Genomic DNA, 24686 nt, shown 5'->3' on the forward strand with positions numbered 1-24686 from the left:
GAATGTAATGACTGGTTCGTTAAAGTGCGGTTTCCGCATTCGTCACTTTACAACGATAACTCGTAATTGCATTTGTACATTTCTTTTAATGTTGCTTGTTTATGGCTCAAGTTTTGCGGCCACGGAGCAACCTCGAGCAGTCTGGTATCGCTACTATGACAAGAATGGCATTGCCAATGTAAGCACCTCTGTCACTCCAGAACATATCCGTTATGGCTATGAGGCGCTTGACCGCAACATGCAGGTGATCAAGCGCAACCAGCCTTATAATGCCACCCAGGATATTCAGCAGTCCACACGTCGGGAATCATTGGCACGTCAGCGCGAACAGGACCTGAAACTCAAACGTGCTTATGGCAACAGCAAGATTGCAGCTGCAAAAAGGGACCAGATTCTGGCCAACCTAAAAAAACAGCTAAACTACCAACAGGAGCAGTTGCAACAGCTGCAACAGGACAAAATCGGCTTTAAACGTCAGGAAATGGAATATTACCGCAAAGGTGAACCCCTCCCAGCCCAGCTCAAGAACAATTTAGAAAATAATGTCAAGAATATCGAGCGCGTGAAAAAAACGGTGGAAAGTTTGCGTAATGCCTATAGCAGAACAGAAACCGATTATACGGATATCATTAACCGCCTAAGCAGACTTGAGCAAAATGATCTTCCTCATACACCATCTTCCCGTCCCTAATTGAATCTTTATTTTCAAATACTTCATTCTCATTTTGATCATTTGCATTGAATTGCCCCACTTTACTTTTCCCGAAATTCCATGATTCATGGCATAATGCCAAAACTCACAAGTGGAGAGATATTTTCCGCCACTGTTGCAGCTTTTTTCAATCACACTTAACTTTAGGATTGTTTCCATGCGCGCAAGCCGCTTTTTATTTGCAACGTTAAGAGAAACCCCAAATGATGCTGAAGTCATTTCACACCAGCTCATGTTACGTGCGGGGATGATTCGTAAACTCGCTTCTGGCTTATACTCTTGGTTGCCCATGGGAACGCGTGTCTTAAAGAAAGTGGATGCCATTGTCCGTGAGGAAATGAATCGTTCGGGCGCTCTGGAAGTGTTTATGCCAGTGACCCAGCCTGCGGCGTTGTGGGAGGAGTCTGGACGTTTTGAGCAGTATGGCCCAGAACTGTTACGCTTTAAGGATCGTCATGACAATCCTTTTGTACTGGGTCCAACCCACGAGGAAGTGATTACCGATTTGGCACGTAACGAGCTAAAAAGCTATAAGCAGTTGCCTGTTAATTTTTATCAGATTCAAACCAAATTCCGTGATGAAATTCGTCCACGTTTTGGTGTGATGCGTTCCCGTGAATTCATCATGAAAGATGCCTATTCATTCCATGCAGATCAGGCCTCATTACAAGAAACCTATGACGTGATGTACGACACTTACTGCCGTATCTTTACTCGTCTTGGCCTGGATTTCCGCCCTGTTGAAGCGGATACTGGCTCAATTGGCGGTTCAAGCTCGCATGAATTTCATGTGCTTGCTTCAAGTGGTGAAGATGATGTGATTTTCTCAACTGAGTCTGACTATGCAGCCAACATGGAAAAAGCCGAAGCCATTCTGGTCGGCGAACGTGCGGCATCAGCTCAAACATTGGCAATTGTTGACACACCAAACCAGAAAACTATTGCAGAGGTTTGCCAGTTCCTGAACGCTGATGCCAAACAATCGGTTAAGGCTTTACTGGTTCAGGGTCAGGTTGATGAAAATGGCAACACTCCTGTGATTGCCCTATTCCTGAGAGGCGATCATGAACTCAATGAAATTAAGGCTGAGAAGCATCCATTAATTGCTGCTCCACTTAGCTTTGCCACGGAAGAGCAAATCAGTGCACTGGGATTGAAGACTGGTTTTATTGGTCCTCAAGGTTTACTGGAAAAAGGTTTAACCGTAATTGTAGATCGTGCGGCATCGGTATTGTCTGACTTTATTGCAGGTGCAAATGAAGCTGACAAACATGCCACAGGTGTCAACTGGGAACGCGATGCACAGTTTACTGAGGTCTATGATCTGCGTAATGTGGTTGAGGGTGATCCATCCCCAGATGGTAAAGGTACACTGCTGATCAAACGTGGTATTGAAGTGGGCCATATCTTCCAGTTAGGCACCAAATATTCTGAAGCGCTGGGCTGTAAGGTTCTGGGTGAAGATGGCAAGCCATTTACAGTCACCATGGGTTGTTATGGTATTGGTGTGACCCGTGTGGTTGCCGCTGCCATTGAACAGAACTATGACGACAAGGGTATTATCTGGCCTCAGGCAATTGCACCTTTCGAAGTCGCAATTGTGCCAATGAATGCGCATAAATCACCACGCACCTTAGAGGCTGCTGAGGCGCTTTATGCAGAGTTACAGGCACAGGGTTATGATGTGTTATTGGATGACCGTAATGAACGTCCAGGCGTGAAATTCTCTGACCTTGAACTGATGGGAATTCCTCACCGTATTGTTATTGGTGAAAAAGGTCTGGATGCAGGCACTTTTGAATACAAGGGGCGCCGTGATGCGGAAGCCAGCAATCTCAGCAAAGATGAGTTGCTTGCAAAATTAGTAGGTTGATAAAACCCTGCCATAATAAGAAAGCCGTTTCGATTTAAACGGCTTTTTATTTCAGGACTAGACAGTTAAGTCCTTGATTGTTTCTGATGGACCATTATTTTTAACGGATTCAATACCCTTATCTCGGGACTGCTCACTGGCATAAAGCTGGCTATTACCAATGACCTGATGATTTGCTGCTTTCAAGTTAAAGTAAGGTTTATCATTTTTTGATGTCAGTCGTTCATAACGTACATCATCTGGACTGTTTTTTTGTACTGAGGCAATTCCATTCATTGCGGCTGCCTTGGTTTTATATAGTTCACTGTTTAAAATGGGTTCACTATTCCCCGCCTTTAACACAAAACGATATTGACCATCACTTGCCTGACTTAGCTCGAACCATCCTGCCATAAAAACCTCTATTTTTTGAGTTATTTGTGTTTTTTATCTCATCTCAACAATAATATAGATCAGGCAATCCGCTTTAAAAAGACTAATTTTTGTTCAATTTTGGTAACTTACACATATAAAAAAAGAGCATTTTCATGCTCTTTCCTAAGCCAATGCATTAAGCTTTTTTGACAAACTCGGATTTTAGTTTCATGGCACCAATGCCATCAATCTTGCAATCAATATTATGACCATCACTCGCATCAGTAATCAAACGGATGGTCTTTACTTTCGTACCAACTTTCACCACTAATGAGGAACCTTTAATTTTTAGGTCTTTAATGACCGTAACACTGTCACCATCCACCAACACATTACCATTGGCATCTTTAATGATTTCCTGTTGTTCTGAAGCCTGTCTTTCACTCTGCTTCCACTCATGTGAACATTCAGGACAGATCAATAATTCGCCATCTTGATAGGTATATTCTGATTGGCATTGGGGGCAATTTGGAAAAGACATAAAAAATCTCAAAAGTATTATTATGCGAGATAGAATGCTTTTTGCAAAATTTTAGTTTTTATTGTTTGAAGCACCTTTGTCTTTCATGTTTCGATTTTCTTTCCCAACACATAGTTTTTCAGCACCAGCGCATGGTTAATTTTGGAGTCTTTTGCCGCATAAAGCAGGGTCAGCATTTCATCCCTCTCCATTTCCCTTAATTCGTTCACATGAGGATTAGAGTCCAGCTCCTGATAATACTTTTGCTGAAAAGAAAGCCAATGCTCAGCCTGATGATTAAATTCTTTTCTCAATTCCGCAGAGGGCGCAATTTCTTTTAACCAGAGGTCTAAATGCGCGCGCTCTTTTGAAACCCCTCTGGGCCATAGACGATCAACCAGAATGCGCTTACCATCAGTCTCTGCAACACCCTCATAAATACGCTTGATTTGTATTGGCATATTCTTCTCTTTTTCAATCGGCTAACTTTCCATTGAAATATCGATGACCTGCCCTTTGGAATCGAAACTGACACAAATAACATAATCTGTCACATCATCAGCCAAGGTAAAGTCCAGCTTTTCACTATCATCTCCCCATTGCGAAATCAGTATCAACGCATCCAAAACCTGTAAGACCGTAGGGGTAGCTGTTGCAAAATGTTCTTGCCAGTATTCTGGCTCAATTTCTTCCAGATGGTGTCGAATAAACAACTCAACACTTTCCCCTGCCTGTTGATTTTCCAGTTCTGTACGCATGGCAATACGTGCCAGCTTTTCACGTTGCTGCAGGCTGATTTCTGTCATTTTCTTTTCCCCAACTACATAAAATCTGTATTACTGAAATTTTATCAATCATTCATTTTATTCATCAGGAATTTCAGCTTCCACCAATAATCCCAATAAATATAAGGATTCCTGCCATCCCAAATAACAGGCCTCCACAGGAATCACATCAGGTATGCCCTCCTGGGTGATGTTAATTTCAGTTCCAACCAGTACCGCCTTGAATTGGATGGTGACCTGAATTTGCCCAGGTAAATTAGGATCTTCAAATTGGTCAGTATAACGCAACAACTCATTTTCAATAATTTCTACATAAGTTCCACTAAATGCATGGGAACGATTGGTAGAAAAATTGGTAAATGACATCTTATAAGTCCCACCAACCTGAGGATCAAAATGATGTACTTTCGCGGTAAAACCATGAGGTGCCATCCATTTCGCCAATGCATCTGGAACTAGGAAAGCTTTAAAAACACGCTCTGGTGGGGCCTTGAATACTCGATGTAATTTAACTGTACCTGTCATTTTTATTCTCCATCATTGTTTATCACTATTGTTATATTTGTCATCACCATGAATCAATGGTTGCAATGACTTTGGTTGCCCATTCTGTCATAAATAAGCAAAATCTAAAGCTGTTTTTTTGTGAAAAATAGCGCAAAATAAACCCCTATATTTTAATGACTAGAACACAGCCTTAGGATGAATCAATGAGTCAGCTTACTTTTACTGCTTTTAGCTTAAATGGTGTAGATGCACAAAAATTCCTACAAGGCCAGGTGACTGTTCATGTTGAACGCCTGCCAGAAAATGAAAGTCGCTACACTGCTATTTGTGATTTAAAAGGGCGTATTCATTTTGGCCTATGGATCAAAAGATTAAATCCAGAAAGTTTTGAACTGGTGACAACTCAGGATCAGGCAGAAGAGTTTTCCAAACATATTAAAAAGTTTGGCGCTTTCTCAAAAATGAAGCTAGAAGAAATTGGTCAGGTTTTCCCAAGTATTGTAGGAAATCACACCGAGTTTTCCTCAACAGAAACGGATATCAATAGCTGGCAAATTCAGGCTATTCAATCAGGACAGGCCTGGATTACTCAAAGTACTGAACATCTGTTCCAGCCGCAGGAACTGCGTCTGCATCAACGAGATGGTGTGCATTTTGATAAAGGTTGCTATCTAGGACAGGAAATTGTGGCGCGTCTATGGTTTAAGGCAAAGCCTAAACACTGGTTGCATTTGATTCAAGGTAATGATGCTGTACCCGCTCCTGCAACTCAACTCAGTAAAGATGTAGAAGTCGTTAATAGTATCGCTTTTGAAGAGGGTTATTTAGCTTTAGTCATTGCCAAACCGACCGCACTGGAAGAACTTCATCTAACCGTTTTAGATTTACCAGAAGCTTTAAATGGTGATGTGGCGAGACCTCAATAATTTTTATGCGACAAGATTGCCCAATATTCAAATGGGCGCTATTGTTCCATCATACTCATCAATTTCAATTTGCAATGAAAATAATGATCAAAACTTTATTATCTGCGATTACGTTTGGCCTCATCACTTTATCAATAGCACATGCTGATATCCAAACACTTGAACAAAACCTCAAGACCAACTATCCAGAACTCTCTATTAGATCAGTGACTCCCTCACCAATATCAGGACTTTATGAAGTCTACGCAGGTGGACGTTTGATATATACCAATGAAGAGGCAAAATACCTGTTTATTGGTCAACTGGTCGATCCAAAAAACCAAAAAAATCTAACCGAAGAGCGTTTAATTGAGCTCAATAAAATTGATGTTAAACAATTGCCATTAGAGCAAGCTATTCGATATGTTAAGGGTGATGGTAAACGTACACTTTACATATTTACAGACCCCGACTGCCCTTATTGTCAAAAACTGGAACAGTATATGACCTCCATTGATAATGTGACTGTCTATTTATTTCCGTTCCCGTTAAAAACCCTGCACCCTCAGGCTGAGGAAGTTGCCAACAAAATCTGGTGTGCTAAAAACCAATATGAAGCTTGGGAGGATTATATGCTACATCGTAAAGCTCCAAAAAATTCAGGACAATGTTCCACCCCAATTCAAAAGAATTTGGTCTTGGGACAAAAACTACAAATTAACGGAACACCCACCCTATTTTTGAAAAATGGTGTCCGTATCACTGGTATGCCACAAAATGCAGAACAGATTGAACAATTACTGAACTCAGCTGAGCAATCTAAATGAATAAATTAACAGTAGACTGAGTATTTCTACATGATACATTCACATTTTTCTTTAGCAGTATTTTAAAATAATTTATATATTTCAAAATACTACAAACCCAAGATATATTTACCCATAAATATTGACATACAAAATTTCCATTTACATTTTATGCCAAACTCTTAAACTTATTTGGGTCACAACATTGTTTTCTGCCAACAACAAAGGATTGCGGCAGATTTACATGAAAGGAAAATAAAGATGAAAAAGTTGCTCATTGCCAGTCTAATCATGGTTGCAAGCCATTCGGTATTTGCAGCCGACAATAAAACCGCCACTACAGCACCAGATGTGTTTGCTAAAGCCAACCAGCTTTATGAATCAAAAAACTATGCTGCAGCTTTTCAGGAAATTCAGAAAATTGCCTCAACAGGGAATGCTCAGGCAATTTATAATTTAGGTTCAATGACACAACAGGGCTTGGGCACAGCCAAAGACGAGAAAAAAGCTTTACAATATTTTCAGGAAGCTTCAGATAAAGGATTTGGTAAAGCGAGTTTTGAATTGGCACAAATGTATCGTTACGGTAAAAGTAGTGTAGGGATTAATAAAGATACAGAGAAATATAAAAAACTTATAGACACAGCCGCTAAACAAGGCTCAGAAGATGCAAGTGTTGAAGTTGCAACTTTATTCTTTGCCCAAGGCAAACCTGAGTATGACCAGTTGGCAATACGACAGTTACGTCCATTAATACAAAAAAATTACTATCCAGCAATGCATGTAAAAGCTTTATATGACCTAGGTGTTGGAGTAAAAAATAAGAATCCGATTATGCAACAACAGGCTATTAACACTTTTCGGACATTAGCAAGTAAAGGCTACGCTCCATCACTAATGGTGTTGGGAAATATGATGGCAAATGGAGAAATTATTGACCAAAATCTTCCTGAAGCTAAAAAAATCTTTACTACATTAGCAGCACAAGATTTTCCAAATGCCAAAGAATCATTAGCAGAAGTTGAAAAGGCAATAGCTGCTAAGAAAGCTGCTCCAGCAACCTCTAAAAAATAATGAAAAACCCTCTTATATTCTATTAAAAATAAGAGGGTTATTTCTATTTGAATTAAAACTGCTTGCTGACTCTCATTCCCACACTTAGGTTACGCCCATCAGCAGGCTCAAAAAATCGACTGTTCCCTTCATTAACAATGACTGAACCAATATAGTTTTTATCGAACAGGTTATCTATCCGAACAAAACCATTGACACTCCAATCGACATATTTCCTTAAATAACCCGTATAAACAGAGGCAATGGTATAGTTTGCTGCTGAATCACTATTGATGTCATTCACATAGACTCTATCCATATATTGGGTATCAACTCCAGCATAAAAACCCTGTTCAGGCTGCCATGCAATTCCAATAAAAGCTTGATTTTTAGCAATTCCTGGAATGAGATTGTTTGCTGAAATTTCTGCAACATTTCCTAATTTCGGAACTTTTGCATCGAACTTTGCATCTAAATACGCATAGCTCGTATTGATGCTCAAATCTTTCCATAATTTTTTATTCCAGCTTAACTCTGCACCTTTGCGTAAGGTTTTATTAGCATTACGGTAGGTTGCACGTCCACCCATATTTTCTGCTGCAACAATGTCATCTTGATTGTCGATATAAAAAGTAGCGAGGTTAAAATCACCCCATCTATTTGAAGATTTTAGGCCAACTTCATAGTTATCACTTTTGGATGGCTTTAAATCTAAAGTACTTGCTCCACCCTGTGCAGGGTATGCCATTTCAGTGAACGTTGGTGTTTCAAAACCTTTGGTATAACTGGCATAGACCAAAGTCAGTGGAACAATCTGCCAACTTAAAGCGACAGATGGCAAAATTTCTTCATAGGTCGTTTTACCGCTATTATCACCATTTAGACCAACGATATAACGATCTTTGGATTTGTAATGTACGTTACTGTAGCGCACTCCCGTATCTAAACGCATTTTTGGTAGGAATGACCATGATGCTTGTAGATAAGGATCAACATTCCATAAAGTATTTCGCTCATCTCGGCGCAAAGCACCCACAATCCCTTTATCACCCTGATCATTAAAATTTTGGAAACCCTGTCGATCTTCATTCATGGCGTCTATAGAAACACCAGCAGTAAATTGGGTTTTGGGAAGTAAATCCTTACCCGTCCATCGAAAATCAGTTCCATAGTAGTCACGTTTAAAATCAATCACCCCACCCGCCTGATAAGGTGTATTGGGATTTTTTTGAACCATATCAGGAATAGATTGATATTGAATGACTTGCCGCTGTCCGACATAAGCCATGGCATAAAGTTCATTTTGATCATTGATTGGCTTTGACCATGTCACACCAGTCTGGGTCTGGTCAATTTTTTTACGCGCATTATAATCCATGACATTTTTTGCAACTTGTTTGGGATTGTTCTCCCACTCTGCTCGAGTTAGGCCACCTGGATCAGCAGCATCAATATTGACGTAATTAGTGACCCAGTTAATCTTGCTGCCATCATCCAGATTCCATGTCAGTTTGGCATTATTTAAGGTTTTATTGGCACCGCTATGGTCACGGAAACCATCAGTATCAAAATAAGACGAACTAATGATATAACTCGGCTCATTTTGCTTGTCCGTCCCTCCTTGTAGTATCAAACCTGCACGATTTTTATGATGACTGCCCCCAGCATAACTCATTTCAATAGAATCTTTACCTTGCCCTTCTTTGGTCGTTGCCAGAATTGCGCCACCCGATGAGTTTCCGTACAGGGAAGAAAATGGCCCAGTTAAAATTTCAAGATGATCGAGGCTGCTCAGGTCAATATTAGAAGTCTGCCCCTGCCCATCAGGCATGGTTGCTGGAATACCATCGGTATATAAACGGATTCCCCTCACACCGAAAGTAGAACGGGCACCAAAACCACGCATAGAAATTTGTAAGTCTTGCGCGTAGTTCTCTCGGTTGCGCAACTGAACACTTGGAATCCCTTTGACCAGTTCAGTCAAGTTGACTTGGGCAGATTGATCTGCTTTAGGGCTTTCAATACGGAAAATTGAAGCTGGTGTTTCCATATAGGTGGTATTGGTACGGGTTGCCTCGACTTTAATTGGTATAAGTTGCTGTATTGGCTGTGTCTCTATATCAACTTTAGCAGCCCATACCAAGGAGCTATTCAACCCCATACTCACCGCAACACAACCGTATAAAAAATTCAGTTTAATTAAAGGCATAGAAATTCCTTATGGACCTAAAATATAAGAAAGCAATTTTCAAAGACAAGTATGGATTATTTTAATATTGATCTTATCTCATTGGGATTCACTAAAATGATCAAAAACTAGTATTTATCAACCTTAGCAAATAAAATTAAAGGTGGATATTATTGTAAGTAAAACATTTGCCCTCATTGTATTGTTGTTGAAACAACTTGAGTACATCATGCCTGAACTTCCAGAAGTTGAAACCACCAAGACCAGTTTACTGCCTTTACTTGACCAACGTGTTCTAGCAGTTAAAGTATTAAATGCAAGCTTACGCTGGCAAATTCCTGATGATATTCAGAAATTGGTTGGGCAGCGTTTAACAACGCTTTCACGCCGCTCCAAATATATTCTGGCTGAATTTGAACAGGATCAAATGCTTTGGCATCTCGGAATGTCTGGTAGTTTTCGTTTATGCCAACCCAATGATGAATTGCGCAAACATGATCATTTAATTATTGATTTTGAAGATATTCAACTACGCTATCATGATCCACGTCGTTTTGGCTGTATTCTTTGGCTAGATCAGGACAACCAGTCCAAGCTTATTGACACGCTTGGTCCAGAACCTTTAAGTGAAGATTTTAATGCTACTTATTTGTTAGAAAAGCTAAATAAGAAGAATGTAGGTATTAAAATTGCGCTTATGGATAATCATGTGGTGGTAGGTGTTGGTAATATTTACGCAACTGAAAGTCTATTCAATATTGGAGTTCATCCTGCACAACCTGCTTCAACTTTAACCCAGGCACAAGTTGAAAAGTTGGTGATTGAGGTCAAGCGCATCCTAAAACAAGCGATTGATCTTGGCGGTTCAACTTTACGTGACTATAGTAATGCGATGGGCGAAAATGGTTATTTCCAACAAACGCTGCTTGCTTATGGTCGTGCAGGTGAAATGTGCGTCAACTGCGAAACCACGCTGGAGAATTTAAAGTTGGGACAACGCGCCAGTGTGTTCTGCCCACAGTGCCAACCCTTAAATAAGAAAGCTTAGTTATTTCAATGCTGGCTCAAGGAGAGTGATTTATGCAGACTGCAATTGTTCGGCATATTCTGGTCAAGGATAAAGACTTGGCAGAACAACTGAAAAAGCGGATTCATTCTGGCGCGGACTTTGCGAAAATCGCCAAGCAATATTCAACATGCAACTCAGCAAAACGCGGTGGTGAACTCGGTGAAGTGAAAAAAGGGCAGCTTGTTCCTGTGATCGACAAACTGGTCTTTACTGCCGCGGAGAGGGTCTTACACGGTCCAATTAAAAGCCAATTTGGCTTTCATCTGGTTGAAATTAAATTCCGTATGGAGGGTTTTCACTAAAGCCTTTCTTTTACCGTGAATGAGTGTCCTATATTTGCTCATTCATGACATAAGTCCATGCTTGTACAATCTCACCAGAATCAAGAGTGGTTTTAACTTGTACCCTTTTATATTGCACACCCTCAAAGTCATCCAGCATTTGCCAGTTTTGTTCTAATTTTTCAGTGCTAAACAAATAGCCTTCAACCAATGGATCTTTGTCACTCAGAATAATTGCAGGTAAACCCTTATCTGGGCCCCAATCTAAAATATGAATTGTTCCATGTACAGAAGCTTTTTGCCAATCACCACCTATTCCACCAAGAATATGGGCATTCTCTCGATTTGGACAGAGGGTGCCATACACAAATAAACGATTCATAATAGTTTATCCCACTTCAATATTTTTCAGCATGTTAAAGTGAAATAATTAAACTTTCCATGCTCAGTATTCATAATTATTCAAATAACTTTTACCAATTATTTTCTAATCAGGCATAAAAAATGACATCTTGAGATGCCATTTTATTTCAGGAGTTTTTAACCCTGTTTTTTCAATTCATCACGGATTTCACGTAACAACTGAATATCTTCTGGCGTTGCTGCTGGTTCAGGAGCGACTTCCTCTTGTTTACGAATACGGTTCATCACTTTCACCAACAAGAACACAACCCAGGCTAACAGCAAAAAGTTAATCAAGATCGTCAGGAAGCTACCATAGGCAAATACATTAAGTCCTGCATCTTGAGCTGCTTTCAGCGTGGTAATGTTATTTGGGTTATCTCCCAATACCAAGAACCAATTGGTATAGTCCACCTCCCCACCCAGAATCCATGAGATCACAGGCATGATGATATCCTTGACCAATGAGTCGATGATTTTACCAAAAGCGCCACCAATGATGACACCAATCGCTAAATCCATCATGTTGCCCTTAATGGCAAACTCTTTAAATTCTTTAATAATACTCATCTATAACTCTCCAGAGTTGACGTGATCGCACCTACTTTTGCATTGTTTATTACATAGGCACAGTTATTCATCATAATGTTGATAATTTAATATTATTCTGAAAAAAATAAAGTTATTTCACACTTTAACAACATATTTTATTTTAATAAAAATATGAACTTAAGCATGATGTATTCATTTATTTTATATAATAAAAAACCGCTAAACAGACTTAGCGGTTTTTTCTTTTTCAGTTAAGAAAAATTATTTATCACGGTTACGCTTACGTTCGTTTTCAGTCAAGTAACGCTTACGAATACGGATTGATTTTGGTGTTACTTCAACCAGCTCATCATCTTCAATGAATTCAAGCGCTTGTTCAAGCGTATATTCCATTGCAGGTGTTAAAGTCAATGCTTCATCAGTACCAGATGCGCGGACGTTGGTGAGCTGTTTCGCTTTAGTTGGGTTAACAACCATATCGTCTGAACGGGAGTTAATACCGATGATCATGCCTTCATATACTTCAAGTTGTGGTTTAGCAAATAAACGACCACGGTCTTGAAGTGTAAATAATGCATAGCCCAAGCAAGTCCCTTGAACCATAGAGATCAACACACCGTTTTGACGCTTCGCCACAGTACCTGCTTTTGCTGGACCGTAATGTGAGAAGCTTGATGTCATAATCCCTGTACCAGAAGTCATGGTTAAGAATTCAGAACGGAAACCAATCAAACCACGTGAAGGAACAGTAGCTTCAATACGGATACGGCCTTTACCGTCAACTTCCATATTGGTCATCTCACCTTTACGGAAGCCCATTTGTTCCATTACAGAACCTTGGTGTTGTTCTTCAACGTCAAATGTTACATTTTCAAATGGCTCTTGTCTTTCGCCATCAATTTCTTTCATGATTACTTGTGGACGAGAAACACCCATCTCGAAGCCTTCACGACGCATGTTTTCAATCAATACTGAAAGGTGAAGTTCACCACGACCAGAAACCTTGAAACGGTCTGGGCTATCAGTATCTTCAACACGTAATGCTACGTTGTGAATCAATTCACGGTCAAGACGTTCACGGATATTACGTGAAGTCACGAACTTACCTTCTTTACCCGCAAATGGTGAGTTGTTCACCTGGAATGTCATCGAAACTGTAGGTTCATCTACAGACAATGGTGGTAAAGCCTCAACATTTTTCGGATCACAAATTGTGTCAGAAATATTGAGTGCATCAATGCCTGTAATACAGATGATATCGCCTGCTGATGCAGATTCAACATCAACACGCTCTAAACCGTGGTAACCCATAATTTTAAGGATACGACCGTTACGTGTCTTACCTTCTTTATCAATTACAGTGACTTGCGTATTCAATTTCACTGAACCACGTTGAATACGACCAACACCGATAACACCGACGAAGCTGTTATAGTCAAGTGATGAAATCTGCATCTGGAATGGACCATCAACATCAACGGCTGGTGGTTCAACGATATCGACGATGGTTTGGAACAATGGTGTCATATCATCAGCAAGTTCCTCTGGTGATGGACCTGCAACACCACGAAGACCTGAAGCATAAACGATCGGGAAATCCAACTGCTCATCAGTTGCACCCAAGTTATCAAACAAATCAAATACTTGATCAATAACCCAATCACAACGAGCACTTGGCTTGTCAACTTTGTTAATAATCACGATTGGCTTCAAACCACGTGCGAACGCTTTTTGCGTTACGAAACGAGTTTGTGGCATTGGACCTTCTTGAGAGTCAACAAGAAGCAATACGCAGTCAACCATCGACATTACACGTTCTACTTCACCACCGAAGTCGGCGTGTCCTGGGGTGTCAACGATGTTGATGCGATATTCAGTGTTGGTACGTGCATCTAACCATTTGATTGCAGTGTTTTTTGCAAGAATAGTAATACCACGTTCAGACTCAAGCGCGTTAGAATCCATAACACGTTCAATCTCGCCTGCGCGATCGCCAAGAGCACCTGATTGTTGTAAAAGTTTGTCTACAAGAGTCGTTTTACCATGATCGACGTGCGCAATAATGGCAATGTTACGGAGAGTTTTAATATCTGACATGTAAAATTCGATACGCTTTAAATTTGAGGGCAAATTATACAGAAGAATCCTAAACTTTAGTAGTGACAGTTTATTGACAGAGTGCTTTTTTTCTGACGAAACGTTACAGAATCGTTGGTAAAGTAGGCCAACTCTATTAGAATATTCCACTAATGCTTATCGCTTTTTTATACTCCCATGTCGAATTCCCAACCTCAACAACAGCTTGATCTGGTCTATGGACTAAATGATCAACCGAAACCTTTTGTTGCATTTTTAGCCGCATTACAGCATCTTTTGGCAATCCTGGTGCCTATCGTAACCCCAGGTTTATTGATCTGTCTGGCGCTTGGCGTGTCCCGTGAAGACACCAACATGATCCTGTCCATGTCATTGATTATTTCAGGGATTGCGACCTTTTTACAGTGCAAAAAAGTTGGACCATTTGGTGCAGGATTGCTGATTGTCCAAGGTACCAGCTTTAATTTTATTGGCCCCATCATTGGGATTGGCAGTACCATGGTTGCAGCAGGGACACCAGTTGAACAGGTGATGGCAGCCATTTTTGGCGTGGTGATTGCGGGTTCATTCATCGAAATGGGTGTCTCCAGAATTCTACCCTGGGTTAAAAAGCTGATTACTCCACTTGTGACAGGCATTGTGGTTTTGCTGATCGGCTTAACCTTGATTAAAGAGGGTTTGATTAGCATGGGCGGTGGTTATACTGCGATGCAGGACAATACCTTTGCCAATGCAGATAACCTCATCATGTCCTGTACTGTGCTGGGAATTATTATTCTACTCAATCGTATCCGTATAATTTGGGTGAAAAGTTCAGCAATTTTAATTGCTTTGGTCATTGGTTATATCCTTGCTGGATTTATGGGACATTTAAACTTTTCTGTGTTGCAGGATGCACCACTAATCCAGATTCCAACCCCAATGCATTTTGGATTAAGCTTTTCATGGAGCCTGTTTATTCCAATGGCATTTATCTATTTGGTCACTTCACTGGAAGCGATTGGTGATGTCACCGCCACCAGTAAAATTTCCAACCAGCCTGTTGATGGTCCAATTTGGATGCAGCGAATTAAGGGTGGTGTGTTGGTCAATGGTGCGAACTCATTTCTGGCGGGTATTTTCAATACATTCCCAAGTTCTGTGTTTGCTCAAAACAACGGTGTCATTCAACTGACAGGTGTGGCAAGCCGTTATGTCGGGATCTGGATTGCCATCCTGCTGGTTATTTTAGGCCTGTTCCCTGCTGTTGCCGCGGTCATTCAGGCTGTACCTCAAGCTGTGCTTGGTGGTGCGGTGATGGTGATGTTCGGTGCTGTTGCTGCGTCTGGAATCAATATCCTTGCCAGCATCCAGCTAGACCGCCGCGCATTATTGATTGTTGCCATTTCCCTTGCGCTAGGTTTAGGCGTGGCACAAGTACCACAGATTCTGGAACACCTACCTGAACTATTTAAAAACATCTTTAGTTCAGGCGTGGCAACAGGTGGACTGGCAGCCTTGATTTTAAATATTGTTTTACCTGAAACGCACAAATAACCATCTGGCAATCGCACTGCCCAGTTTTACCACTGGGCTTTGTTTTGATGAGAGATCAAAATGGATCCACGTAGTGAAGTTGTTTTACGACAACAGGATTATTTAAATGGGCAAGTGCTATTGATCAATGCCCCAAATGATCAGCTTGCCAAGAATTTACCCAGCCAAGTTCAAGCCTCTGTCTGGACCTGGAATTATGCCGACCACCAAGCTTTTCTCAATGCAGGAATCAACTCACATTTTTCAGTTGAATTTCCACAGGCAAGCTTTGATCAGGTGATTATTTTTGTACCTAAATCAAAAGAGTTGCTGAATTATATTTTGCATGTGGTGACCAGCCATTTAACACTGGGACAGTCTGTTTTCCTTGTCGGTGAGAAAAAGGGCGGTGTGGAACGTGCTGCCAAACAATTGCAGCAATACGGTAAAACCCTCAAACTTGACAGCGCACGTCATTGTCAACTTTGGCAGATGATCATCGAAAAAACTGGGCAATTAAAGCCACTTGAACATTGGATTAAAACCTATAGCCTCTCTGTTGGACAAGACCAGCTAGAAATCACGGCCCTACCTGGCGTATTTAGCCAGGACCATTTAGATGTCGGTACAGCCGTATTATTGCCTTACCTGAATCAAATAAAATCAGGCAAGATTGCCGACTTCGGTTGCGGTGCGGGTGTGATCAGTGCTTATCTAGCCAAACTTAATCCAAACCAACAAATTTTTGCACTGGATGTTGATGCATTTGCATTACGCTCAACTGAACTGACCTTTCAACGAAACGGTTTAAATTTAGCCCAGCTTCATCTTCAGCCTGTCACGGGTTTTGCCGATGCCCCAAGAGAATTAGATGCCATCATCAGCAACCCGCCTTTCCATCAGGGCATCCAGACCAATTACCATGCCAGTGAAGCACTGTGCCAACTTGCCAAATCCCATCTGAGCAGCTCAGGTGAATTATGGATTGTCGCCAATCGTTTCCTGAACTATCCGCCGCTGATTGAGCAAAGTTTCGGTCAGTGTACAGTTAAAGCGGATCAACAAGGATTCAAGGTGTTGTATGCCTGTACAAAATAAACAGTTTAAGGAATTTTTATGAGCGATACATCTGCTCCCCAACATCTCCAGCGTAAGCTTGGGGCACGCCACCTAAATATGATTGCCATTGGTGGTTCAATTGGCACAGGCTTATTTCTTGCTTCGGGTTCTACTATTGCCACCGCAGGTCCAGGTGGTGCGTTATTGGCATACGCCCTAATCGGGATCATGATTTATTTCCTGATGACCAGTCTGGGAGAACTTGCCACCCATAACCCAAGCTCTGGTGCATTCTTTACCTATGGCAGCCGCTATGTCGAAGAGGGTTTTGGTTTCGCACTGGGTTGGAACTACTGGTATAACTGGGCAATTACTGTCGCTTTTGAATTGGTTGCGGTACAGTTCATTATGAAATTCTGGTTTCCTGAGATTGCAGGTTTTTACTGGAGTGCAATTTTCCTTGGCGTGATTTTTGGCATTAATGCCATGACCGTCAAAGGCTTTGGTGAAAGCGAATTCTGGTTTTCCATGATTAAAGTGGTTGCGATTATCGTCTTTATCATCATTGGGATTGCCATGATTGTAAAAATCATGCTTACACCTGATGTATCGGTATGGAGCAACTGGAACAAGGGAGATGCGCCTTTTGTGGGGGGTCTGCAAGCCTTAGTCGGAGTCGCCATGATTGCAGGATTCTCTTTTCAGGGTACTGAAATGGTGGGCGTTGCCGCAGGTGAATCCAAAGATCCAAAGAAAACCATTCCATTGGCGATTAAACAGATTTTCTGGCGCATCCTGCTGTTCTATATCCTGTGTATTTTTATCATTGGTACATTGGTCAGCTATGACAATCCACTGTTGCTACATGCAGCCGAAAGTGAAAATATTGCCCTTTCACCCTTTACCTTACTATATGAAAAAGCAGGCTTGGCCTTTGCCGCAGGCTTAATGAATGCAGTGATTCTGAGTGCGATTTTATCCGCGGGTAACTCTGGGATGTACTCCTCTACCCGCATGCTGTTTGATATGGCAAAAGAGGGTCGTGCGCCAAAATGGTTCTCTAAACTGGATGCGCGTGGCGTTCCCATGAATGCCTTGTATGCAACCACAGCCGTTGCTGCCCTCTGTTTCCTGACCACTTTTATTGGCGAGCAACAAGTATTTAACTGGTTGCTGAATATATCAGGCATGTGCGGATTTATCGTCTGGCTCGGCATTGCCATTTCACATTACCGTTTCCGCAAAGGCTATACAGCACAGGGCTATAAAGTCGAAGACCTTGCATACCGTGCCAAGTTTTTCCCATTCGCACCGTGGTTTGCTTTTATTCTTTGCTCAATCATTATCTTAGGTCAAAATTATCAGGCAGTTCTGGGTGGCAAAATTGACTGGTTAGGCTTACTTTCAACCTATATCAGCATTCCATTATTCCTGATCATTTGGTTAGGATATAAATGGAAACATAAAACCAAACTGATTGCCTACCAAGACATGAATGTGAAAGAGGGCGAATAAAAAATCGATTTTTTACTTGACCATTATGAAAATATGGGTAGAATTCACGCTCATATTTTCAACGGCACTATTTTATAGGAGGACAACATCATGCCATTACTACAAGGAACAACTTACTAAGGTTTGGCACGTTGTCGTCTCACGGACAAGTGACAAATCTGCTGATCACTTGTCCGAATGCTTTATTAGACCTGGCATTCGCTAGGTTTTTTTATGCCTATTCGGACAGAAAAATTAAAATGACCGAGATAAGAAAATGGGCATACAAAAAATTCTCAATGCCGAAGCACACTATGGCGTTCCAGTGAAAATATTCACCAACGACATTGATAGCGACAGCATTGAACAACTTAAAAAAATGGCACAACTGCAATTTATTTATTCACATATTGCTGTCATGCCAGACGTGCATGTGGGTAAAGGGGCAACCGTTGGCAGCGTGATTCCAACCCAACATGCGATTATTCCTGCGGCGGTGGGTGTTGATATTGGTTGTGGCATGAATGCAGTTCGACTCAACCTCAAGGCATCCCAATTACCAGACAATCTTGCACCGTTACGGCATGCAATTGAACGCAAGGTTCCTGTCGGCTTTGAATTGCACAAGCAAATCAAAGCCAAGGCTTCCAGCATTATTCCATTGGAAAAACGCTTGCAGCCGATCATTCAAAAACATCCAGGCTTGGTTCGGATGCTGCGAAAGTTTGATGCAACCTGGCAAAAACAACTCGGTACTTTAGGTGGTGGCAACCATTTTATTGAGCTATGTCTGGATGAAAATCAGGATGTCTGGATCATGCTGCATTCAGGTAGTCGTGGCTTGGGTAATGTGATTGGCACCTATTTTATCGAACTGGCAAAGAAAGAAGCACAGCACCGTTTTGGGCATGTCCCTGACAAGGATTTAAGCTACTTTGCTGAGGGGTCGGCCAATTTCAATGATTATGTTGAAGCAGTGGAATGGGCACAAAACTATGCTTTTGAGAATCGTCGGGAAATGATGCGACTGATTCTGGAAGCCATTCGCCCGCTTCTACCGCCCTTTCAAATGACCAAAGAAGCGATTAATTGCCATCATAACTATGTCAGTCGGGAAAATCACTTTGGCGAAGATTTATTAATTACCCGTAAAGGTGCTATTCGGGCAGGTCAGGATGAACTTGGTATCATCCCAGGTTCAATGGGTGCTCGCTCCTATATTGTTAAAGGCAAGGCAAATCCTGAATCATTCTGTTCATGTTCACATGGTGCGGGACGAAAAATGAGTCGCAACAAGGCGAAACTCTTGTTTAGTCAAGATGATTTGATTCAGCAAACCCAAGGGATTGAATGTCGTAAAGATGCAGGCGTGATTGATGAAATTCCGAGTGCATACAAAGACATTGATCAAGTCATGGCAAATCAGTCTGACCTAATTGAAATTGTACATATACTCAAACAAATCTTATGTATTAAAGGCTAACACGATGAAACTAAAAGATATGCCAAAAATTAAAGCTCGCAATCCTGTTGCACTCTCTCCTTTACTTCACAAGGGAGGCATTCATGAAAGCGAAAAACCGAAAGCCCAACACCGCAAGGAACGTAAAGATACCAAAAAGTTTTTAAACAAAACTGATTGGCTCTAATAAAAAAGCGGCTCAATTGAGCCGCTCTTTCATATCATCAAGACTCAATTACTGAGCTTGTTGACCTGGTTGTACAACAACAGTACGGCTACCAGTGATCGCAGCGAATACGCGACGGTTCATAGCACGGCCTTCTTTAGTCTTGTTGTCTGCAATCGGTTGATCCCAAGCGAAACCTTGAGTAGATAAACGAGATGCATCAACATTGTATTCATTCACAAGTGAAGATTTAACAGAATTAGCACGAGCCAGAGACAAACGCTCGTTCAACTTACGTGGACCCGTGTTGTCTGTATGACCTTCAATACGGGCAGTTGCATTCGGGAATTCACCCAATTTCTCTGCTACTTTCGCAATTTCAGACTTGTACTGCGGCTTGATGTCTGACTTGTTGGTATCAAAGAATACACGAAGTTCCATGTTAAGGTCTTCAGTCATCTCTTGTGGCTGTGGCTGAACAGGTACTGGTGTAGGTTCAACTGGAGCAACCTCTACCACTGGTGCAGCTGGACGCAAATGACCACCTACAACGACTTGAAGAGCAGCCATAGCTTGGCCTTCCCACCAACTGTTATCAAAGTTATAAGTTGCACGACCCTCAGTACGAAGTGTTAAAGCATCATTCAATTCCCATAACACACCACCGCCGATATTACCAATGGTGTCATAAGAACGACGGTCTAGACCTGGATTATCGATTGTTAATTTAGAATATCCACCACCAATTAATGCATATGGCTTGATTTTGCTATCATATTTACCTGTAAATGCATCAGCAGTTGCAATCGCATTTAAGCTTAGAGTTTGATGTTTAGCATCCCAAGGCTGACCATTATCAGTTGCACTTTCTTTACGGGCAGCATCAGCTTTGGTTTGTTGATATTCAACCTCGGCCTGCAACCATGGGGTCAATTCAACACCAATTGCAGCACCAACAAGTAAATCACTTTGTAAAGCAACACCAGAACCATTTGGACTACCAGTCCAGCCTAAACCATTTGGATCACGATCTGTTAATACATCACGTTGTTTGTCTTGGGTATCTCCTGGATACCAGTGATAACCAAGCATTAAAGGGGTAATTGTGACACCTGCATTTACAGCAACAAAAGGTGCTACAGCCAGCATAGCAAGTACAATACGACTCATTTTCATGGATATCCTCCAAAGATAAAAAATATTTAAGCTTGCTCTAGTAATTTTTTGAACACTGATAACTTGTTCTATCTGTCTCAGTCATTCATTTCACGTTGAATCATACAAACACTTGATCAATTTTCCAAGCATTTAGCAATATTCAGCTCTCGATTCTCGAAAAATACTTATCCCCCACTTCATATAGCAGCTAAGTAAATTTTCATTAACGTTGTTCTAGCGCATGAAGTTTATCATTTTTTAATCAGGGTTTTAACCACATATCAAAAACTTTTCAATAAGACTAAACAATTCCAACATTTCTTTCAAATATAGAACAAGATTTTTTACCTCGCTCTATTAATGATTCAACTATATAAATTTTTAAAACAATAAATATTCGACCTCACGATTATAAATAATCCTAGAAATAAAAAAACGGCTCAATTGAGCCGTCCTTTTATATCATCAAGACTCAATTACTGAGCTTGTTGACCTGGTTGTACAAGAACAGTACGGCTACCAGTAATCGCAGCAAATACGCGACGGTTCATGGCACGGCCTTCTTTAGTCTTGTTGTCAGCAATCGGCTGATCCCAAGCAAAGCCCTGAGTTGTCAAGCGAGATGCATTTACGTTGTATTCATTCACAAGTGCAGACTTAACAGAGTTAGCACGAGCCAGAGACAAACGTTCGTTCAACTTACGTGGACCAGTGTTGTCTGTGTGGCCTTCAATGCGAGCAGTCGCATTCGGGTATTCAGACAATTTCTCTGCCACTTTCGCAATTTCAGACTTGTACTGAGGTTTAATGTCTGACTTGTTGGTATCAAAGAATACACGAAGTTCCATGTTAAGGTCTTCAGTTAATTCTTGTGGCTGTGGCTGAACAGGTACTGGTACTGGTTCAACTGGAGCAACTTCCACCACTGGTGCAGCAGGTTTCAAGTGACCACCAAGAACAACATTTAAACCAGCAAGTGCGGTATAGCTCCAAAACTTCTCATCAAAATCATAAGTACCACGAGCTTCTGTACGAAGGGACAAGGCATCATTTAAACGCCAGAAAACACCACCACCAGCATTGGCAATTGTATCTTCTTTAGTCGCCAAACCATCCATCTTATATTTTGCATGACCAGCGCCAGCTAAGATATATGGCTTGATTTTGCTGTCATAGTTTTTAGTGATCAAATCAGATGTTGCATAGAAGTTACCAGCAATTGTCTGTTGTTTGTATTCAGCGCCTGGTGCTAAACCATCAAGATCACCTTTAACTTGGCTATATTCAGCTTCAAAGCCTAACCAAGGTGTTAATTCAATACCCAATGCAGCACCAACAAATAAATCATCCTGCAACTCAGCAGAACTCGTTAATTTATCATTGTTGTGTTGGCTATCATACATTGTATAACCAAGTAATAATGGAGTAACTGTTACACCCGCATTAGCAGCAGCTAAAGGGGCAGCAACAAGCATAGCAAGTGCAATACGACTCAATTTCATGGATATCCTCCAGAGATAACATTTGTTTGTTGTTAAGCTTAGCCTATAATTTTTGACCACTCATAAGCACCAAGACTTACAGTGTTATTTTTAAGCTATTCACTTAACTTTGAATCATACAAACACTTGATTAATTTTCCAAGTGCTTGATAACTTTAACCTAGTAAATTATTGACAAAATTTCTTACAATTTCCGTTGTAGTTCAGTAAATTTTCAATTCACATATAAAGTTGAAATCGATTATCGTTCGCAAGTTTTTATTTATTCGCTACATAGCATTTCTATTTAGATAATGACCTCAATATAGATTAGTGCATTATTTAATTTAAAAAACATAATTTAACACTTTGTTATTTATATATTTAAACAAAAACTAACTGGGTTTCACATGAAAAGAAGATTAGGTTTTACCTTAACCGAAATAGTGGTGACTACGACTGTTTTATCCATCATAGTCGCTTTCGCAATTCCAGCATTTCATTATTTACTAGCTTCCTGGGAATCAAACCAGACCATTAGAATACTCACAATGAACATACAAAAAGCAAAAACTGATGCACAAATTTACCATAAAAATGTGATCATCTGCCCAAGTCAGGATTTAGAAAGTTGTCATAATGACTGGAATAAAGGTTTTATTAGCTTTATAGATAGCAATAAGAATAGACAACGTGATAATGACGAAACCTTGTTATTTGCCAGCACACTTAATCATAAATATGGTTCACTCAGCTATAGAGGCTTTGGCTCTTCACCACGATACATTGTCTTTCAGCAGGAAAATGGCCTGCCTTTCGCCTCAAATGGTAGCTTTATTTATTGTTCCAATTCACTGGATTATCATTCAAAACTGCTCATTGGCCGTATGGGACATCCTCGATTTGAGAAAACACCCACCTGCTAAAAAAACTCTTCAGTCTAGGCTAGGCGACATAAAACACTTTATTCACTGTTTTTTTTTACTATACTGCATAGGTTTTGAACATTCTCTGCAAATTATAAGTCTGGAGACACACAATGACTGACATCGTAATTGTCAATGGCGCTCGTACAGCAATGGGCGGCTTCCAAGGTGCATTATCAACTGCAACTGCACCAGAACTGGGTGCAATCACAATTAAAGAAGCAATTGCCCGTGCTGGTCTACAGCCAACTGATGTAGAAGAAGTCATCATGGGTTGTGTGTTACCAGCAGGTTTAAAGCAGGGCCCTGCCCGTCAGGCAATGCGTAAGGCTGGTTTACCTGACTCAACAGGCGCTGTAACGATTAACAAGCTGTGTGGCTCTGGTATGAAAGCGGTTATGCAGGCAGCTGACATGATCAAGGCAGGCAGTGCTGAAATCGTGGTTGCAGGTGGTATGGAATCCATGACCAATGCACCTTATGTGTTGCCAAAGGCACGTGCGGGTTACCGTATGGGTCATGGGGAAATTAAGGACCATATGTTCCTTGATGGACTTGAAGATGCTGAAACTGGTCGCTTAATGGGTTCGTTTGCCCAGGATATGGCAAATACACGTGGTTATACCCGTGAGCAAATGGATGATTTTGCCATTCGTTCTTTACAACGTGCGCAAAAGGCCATTACTGAAGGTTACTTTAAAGATGAAATCGTTGCTGTAACCGTCTCTAGCCGTAAAGGTGATGTGGTTGTTGACCAAGATGAACAGCCTTTAAATGCAAAAATTGACAAAATCCCAGGTTTGAAACCTGCATTTGCAAAAGACGGTACCATTACCGCCGCCAATGCCAGCTCAATCTCTGATGGTGCGTCTGCACTGGTACTTACTAACAGTGATGTGGCGGCTCAACGTGGCTTACAACCTTTGGCAAAAATCGTTGCAACCGCATCAAATTCCCAGCACCCATCTGAATTTACCATTGCGCCTGTAGGTGCAATTCAGAAAGTCTTGAACAAGGCAGGCTGGGATGCTCAAGACGTTGATCTTTGGGAAATCAATGAAGCATTTGCCATGGTCACCATGTGTCCAATTGATGATTTCAAACTAGATACAGAAAAAGTCAATATCAATGGTGGTGCCTGTGCTCTTGGACACCCAGTTGGTTCTACAGGTTCCCGTATCATTTTGACCCTGATTCATGCACTTAAACGTACGGGTGGCAAGAAAGGCGTTGCTGCGCTGTGCATTGGCGGTGGTGAGGCGACCGCTGTTGCGATTGAATTGATTTAAATATCATTCTTTTCTATAAAAATCCTGCTTGA

General features: G+C 41.0%; 25 protein-coding genes. 14 read left to right on the forward strand and 11 right to left on the reverse strand.

Annotated features, from left to right (window positions below):
* Positions 1-7 precede the first annotated feature (7 nt).
* On the forward strand, positions 8-691 hold the full coding sequence (locus N5J47_RS07700; RefSeq protein WP_279959341.1) for a hypothetical protein: 684 nt from the start codon (positions 8-10) through the stop codon (positions 689-691).
* A 178-nt stretch (positions 692-869) separates the two neighbouring features.
* Positions 870-2585 (forward strand): proline--tRNA ligase, encoded by a 1716-nt coding sequence (locus N5J47_RS07705; RefSeq protein WP_279959340.1) that lies wholly within the window; start codon positions 870-872, stop codon positions 2583-2585.
* Between the two features lie 57 nt (positions 2586-2642).
* Here the strand turns inward: N5J47_RS07705 and N5J47_RS07710 are convergent, their stop codons facing one another.
* The 5 genes from N5J47_RS07710 to N5J47_RS07730 all read right to left on the reverse strand — a co-directional run bounded on the left by N5J47_RS07710 (position 2643) and on the right by N5J47_RS07730 (position 4775).
* Positions 2643-2978, reverse strand: coding sequence for a YegP family protein (locus tag N5J47_RS07710; protein WP_279959339.1), 336 nt, complete (start codon positions 2976-2978; stop codon positions 2643-2645).
* Between the two features lie 157 nt (positions 2979-3135).
* Positions 3136-3480 (reverse strand): zinc ribbon domain-containing protein YjdM, encoded by a 345-nt coding sequence (locus N5J47_RS07715; RefSeq protein ID WP_279959338.1) that lies wholly within the window; start codon positions 3478-3480, stop codon positions 3136-3138.
* A gap of 83 nt (positions 3481-3563) precedes the next feature.
* Complete coding sequence (locus tag N5J47_RS07720) at positions 3564-3920, reverse strand: DUF488 family protein (RefSeq protein WP_279959337.1); 357 nt, start codon at positions 3918-3920, stop codon at positions 3564-3566.
* Between the two features lie 21 nt (positions 3921-3941).
* Positions 3942-4265 (reverse strand): DUF2004 domain-containing protein, encoded by a 324-nt coding sequence (locus tag N5J47_RS07725; RefSeq protein ID WP_279959336.1) that lies wholly within the window; start codon positions 4263-4265, stop codon positions 3942-3944.
* Between the two features lie 57 nt (positions 4266-4322).
* Positions 4323-4775, reverse strand: a complete 453-nt coding sequence (locus N5J47_RS07730; protein ID WP_267982106.1) for an SRPBCC family protein — start codon at positions 4773-4775, stop codon at positions 4323-4325.
* A gap of 179 nt (positions 4776-4954) precedes the next feature.
* On the opposite strand from N5J47_RS07730, the gene N5J47_RS07735 reads away from it, so the two are divergent.
* The 3 genes from N5J47_RS07735 to N5J47_RS07745 all read left to right on the forward strand — a co-directional run bounded on the left by N5J47_RS07735 (position 4955) and on the right by N5J47_RS07745 (position 7536).
* Complete coding sequence (locus N5J47_RS07735; RefSeq protein ID WP_279959335.1) at positions 4955-5677, forward strand: folate-binding Fe/S cluster repair protein; 723 nt, start codon at positions 4955-4957, stop codon at positions 5675-5677.
* Positions 5678-5760: 83 nt separating this feature from the next.
* Entirely contained in the window at positions 5761-6483 is a 723-nt protein-coding gene (locus tag N5J47_RS07740) for a DsbC family protein (RefSeq protein WP_279959334.1), read from the forward strand.
* Between the two features lie 240 nt (positions 6484-6723).
* Positions 6724-7536 carry a tetratricopeptide repeat protein gene (locus N5J47_RS07745; RefSeq protein ID WP_279959333.1) on the forward strand — a complete coding sequence of 271 codons (813 nt, stop codon included), beginning with the start codon at positions 6724-6726 and terminating at the stop codon, positions 7534-7536.
* A gap of 52 nt (positions 7537-7588) precedes the next feature.
* On the opposite strand, the gene N5J47_RS07750 is transcribed toward N5J47_RS07745, so the two are convergent.
* Positions 7589-9724: a TonB-dependent receptor gene (locus N5J47_RS07750; RefSeq protein WP_279959332.1), complete on the reverse strand. Its 2136-nt coding sequence runs from the start codon at positions 9722-9724 to the stop codon at positions 7589-7591.
* A gap of 208 nt (positions 9725-9932) precedes the next feature.
* Between N5J47_RS07750 and mutM the strand changes: the two genes are divergently transcribed.
* Together mutM and N5J47_RS07760 are read left to right on the forward strand one after the other, a co-directional pair.
* Positions 9933-10751 (forward strand): bifunctional DNA-formamidopyrimidine glycosylase/DNA-(apurinic or apyrimidinic site) lyase, encoded by an 819-nt coding sequence (gene mutM / locus N5J47_RS07755; RefSeq protein WP_279959439.1) that lies wholly within the window; start codon positions 9933-9935, stop codon positions 10749-10751.
* A gap of 32 nt (positions 10752-10783) precedes the next feature.
* Positions 10784-11074 carry a peptidylprolyl isomerase gene (locus N5J47_RS07760; protein ID WP_279959331.1) on the forward strand — a complete coding sequence of 97 codons (291 nt, stop codon included), beginning with the start codon at positions 10784-10786 and terminating at the stop codon, positions 11072-11074.
* A gap of 28 nt (positions 11075-11102) precedes the next feature.
* On the opposite strand, the gene N5J47_RS07765 is transcribed toward N5J47_RS07760, so the two are convergent.
* From N5J47_RS07765 to typA, 3 genes are all read right to left on the reverse strand, one after another.
* Positions 11103-11435: a gamma-glutamylcyclotransferase gene (locus tag N5J47_RS07765; RefSeq protein WP_279959330.1), complete on the reverse strand. Its 333-nt coding sequence runs from the start codon at positions 11433-11435 to the stop codon at positions 11103-11105.
* A gap of 158 nt (positions 11436-11593) precedes the next feature.
* Positions 11594-12025 carry a large conductance mechanosensitive channel protein MscL gene (gene mscL / locus N5J47_RS07770; RefSeq protein ID WP_279959329.1) on the reverse strand — a complete coding sequence of 144 codons (432 nt, stop codon included), beginning with the start codon at positions 12023-12025 and terminating at the stop codon, positions 11594-11596.
* A 243-nt stretch (positions 12026-12268) separates the two neighbouring features.
* A complete protein-coding gene (gene typA / locus N5J47_RS07775) occupies positions 12269-14104 on the reverse strand; it encodes a translational GTPase TypA (RefSeq protein WP_267982096.1) in 1836 nt (611 codons plus the stop codon).
* Positions 14105-14281: 177 nt separating this feature from the next.
* Between typA and N5J47_RS07780 the strand changes: the two genes are divergently transcribed.
* The 5 genes from N5J47_RS07780 to N5J47_RS07800 all read left to right on the forward strand — a co-directional run bounded on the left by N5J47_RS07780 (position 14282) and on the right by N5J47_RS07800 (position 19821).
* Positions 14282-15640: a uracil-xanthine permease family protein gene (locus tag N5J47_RS07780; RefSeq protein ID WP_279959328.1), complete on the forward strand. Its 1359-nt coding sequence runs from the start codon at positions 14282-14284 to the stop codon at positions 15638-15640.
* A gap of 60 nt (positions 15641-15700) precedes the next feature.
* A complete protein-coding gene (locus N5J47_RS07785) occupies positions 15701-16717 on the forward strand; it encodes a class I SAM-dependent methyltransferase (RefSeq protein WP_279959327.1) in 1017 nt (338 codons plus the stop codon).
* A gap of 18 nt (positions 16718-16735) precedes the next feature.
* On the forward strand, positions 16736-18193 hold the full coding sequence (locus N5J47_RS07790; protein ID WP_279959326.1) for an amino acid permease: 1458 nt from the start codon (positions 16736-16738) through the stop codon (positions 18191-18193).
* Positions 18194-18449: 256 nt separating this feature from the next.
* Positions 18450-19655, forward strand: coding sequence for an RtcB family protein (locus N5J47_RS07795; protein WP_279959325.1), 1206 nt, complete (start codon positions 18450-18452; stop codon positions 19653-19655).
* 4 nt (positions 19656-19659) lie between these two features.
* Complete coding sequence (locus tag N5J47_RS07800) at positions 19660-19821, forward strand: hypothetical protein (protein ID WP_279959324.1); 162 nt, start codon at positions 19660-19662, stop codon at positions 19819-19821.
* Between the two features lie 48 nt (positions 19822-19869).
* Here the strand turns inward: N5J47_RS07800 and omp38 (N5J47_RS07805) are convergent, their stop codons facing one another.
* Positions 19870-20976 (reverse strand): outer membrane protein Omp38, encoded by a 1107-nt coding sequence (gene omp38 / locus N5J47_RS07805; protein WP_279959323.1) that lies wholly within the window; start codon positions 20974-20976, stop codon positions 19870-19872.
* A 458-nt stretch (positions 20977-21434) separates the two neighbouring features.
* Positions 21435-22460 carry an outer membrane protein Omp38 gene (gene omp38, locus N5J47_RS07810; protein ID WP_279959322.1) on the reverse strand — a complete coding sequence of 342 codons (1026 nt, stop codon included), beginning with the start codon at positions 22458-22460 and terminating at the stop codon, positions 21435-21437.
* Between the two features lie 389 nt (positions 22461-22849).
* Here omp38 (N5J47_RS07810) and N5J47_RS07815 point away from each other — a divergent pair, with 389 nt between their 5' ends.
* Positions 22850-23365, forward strand: a complete 516-nt coding sequence (locus N5J47_RS07815; RefSeq protein WP_279959321.1) for a GspH/FimT family pseudopilin — start codon at positions 22850-22852, stop codon at positions 23363-23365.
* A gap of 113 nt (positions 23366-23478) precedes the next feature.
* Positions 23479-24654, forward strand: a complete 1176-nt coding sequence (locus N5J47_RS07820; protein WP_279959320.1) for a thiolase family protein — start codon at positions 23479-23481, stop codon at positions 24652-24654.
* The last annotated feature ends 32 nt before the right edge of the window (positions 24655-24686 follow it).

The organism is Acinetobacter sp. GD03645, from assembly GCF_029845285.1.
Classification (GTDB): Bacteria; Pseudomonadota; Gammaproteobacteria; order Pseudomonadales; family Moraxellaceae; genus Acinetobacter; species Acinetobacter corruptisaponis.

Bases quoted from the DNA above. Each gene is read 5' to 3' on its own strand.
- N5J47_RS07700 (WP_279959341.1), top strand. From the start codon at position 8: ATGACTGGTTCGTTAAAGTGCGGTTTCCGCATTCGTCACTTTACAACG.
- N5J47_RS07705 (WP_279959340.1), top strand. From the start codon at position 870: ATGCGCGCAAGCCGCTTTTTATTTGCAACGTTAAGAGAAACCCCAAAT.
- N5J47_RS07710 (WP_279959339.1), bottom strand. From the start codon at position 2,978: ATGGCAGGATGGTTCGAGCTAAGTCAGGCAAGTGATGGTCAATATCGT.
- N5J47_RS07715 (WP_279959338.1), bottom strand. From the start codon at position 3,480: ATGTCTTTTCCAAATTGCCCCCAATGCCAATCAGAATATACCTATCAA.
- N5J47_RS07720 (WP_279959337.1), bottom strand. From the start codon at position 3,920: ATGCCAATACAAATCAAGCGTATTTATGAGGGTGTTGCAGAGACTGAT.
- N5J47_RS07725 (WP_279959336.1), bottom strand. From the start codon at position 4,265: ATGACAGAAATCAGCCTGCAGCAACGTGAAAAGCTGGCACGTATTGCC.
- N5J47_RS07735 (WP_279959335.1), top strand. From the start codon at position 4,955: ATGAGTCAGCTTACTTTTACTGCTTTTAGCTTAAATGGTGTAGATGCA.
- N5J47_RS07740 (WP_279959334.1), top strand. From the start codon at position 5,761: ATGATCAAAACTTTATTATCTGCGATTACGTTTGGCCTCATCACTTTA.
- N5J47_RS07745 (WP_279959333.1), top strand. From the start codon at position 6,724: ATGAAAAAGTTGCTCATTGCCAGTCTAATCATGGTTGCAAGCCATTCG.
- N5J47_RS07750 (WP_279959332.1), bottom strand. From the start codon at position 9,724: ATGCCTTTAATTAAACTGAATTTTTTATACGGTTGTGTTGCGGTGAGT.
- mutM (WP_279959439.1), top strand. From the start codon at position 9,933: ATGCCTGAACTTCCAGAAGTTGAAACCACCAAGACCAGTTTACTGCCT.
- N5J47_RS07760 (WP_279959331.1), top strand. From the start codon at position 10,784: ATGCAGACTGCAATTGTTCGGCATATTCTGGTCAAGGATAAAGACTTG.
- N5J47_RS07765 (WP_279959330.1), bottom strand. From the start codon at position 11,435: ATGAATCGTTTATTTGTGTATGGCACCCTCTGTCCAAATCGAGAGAAT.
- mscL (WP_279959329.1), bottom strand. From the start codon at position 12,025: ATGAGTATTATTAAAGAATTTAAAGAGTTTGCCATTAAGGGCAACATG.
- typA (WP_267982096.1), bottom strand. From the start codon at position 14,104: ATGTCAGATATTAAAACTCTCCGTAACATTGCCATTATTGCGCACGTC.
- N5J47_RS07780 (WP_279959328.1), top strand. From the start codon at position 14,282: ATGTCGAATTCCCAACCTCAACAACAGCTTGATCTGGTCTATGGACTA.
- N5J47_RS07785 (WP_279959327.1), top strand. From the start codon at position 15,701: ATGGATCCACGTAGTGAAGTTGTTTTACGACAACAGGATTATTTAAAT.
- N5J47_RS07790 (WP_279959326.1), top strand. From the start codon at position 16,736: ATGAGCGATACATCTGCTCCCCAACATCTCCAGCGTAAGCTTGGGGCA.
- N5J47_RS07795 (WP_279959325.1), top strand. From the start codon at position 18,450: ATGGGCATACAAAAAATTCTCAATGCCGAAGCACACTATGGCGTTCCA.
- N5J47_RS07800 (WP_279959324.1), top strand. From the start codon at position 19,660: ATGAAACTAAAAGATATGCCAAAAATTAAAGCTCGCAATCCTGTTGCA.
- omp38 (WP_279959323.1), bottom strand. From the start codon at position 20,976: ATGAAAATGAGTCGTATTGTACTTGCTATGCTGGCTGTAGCACCTTTT.
- omp38 (WP_279959322.1), bottom strand. From the start codon at position 22,460: ATGAAATTGAGTCGTATTGCACTTGCTATGCTTGTTGCTGCCCCTTTA.
- N5J47_RS07815 (WP_279959321.1), top strand. From the start codon at position 22,850: ATGAAAAGAAGATTAGGTTTTACCTTAACCGAAATAGTGGTGACTACG.
- N5J47_RS07820 (WP_279959320.1), top strand. From the start codon at position 23,479: ATGACTGACATCGTAATTGTCAATGGCGCTCGTACAGCAATGGGCGGC.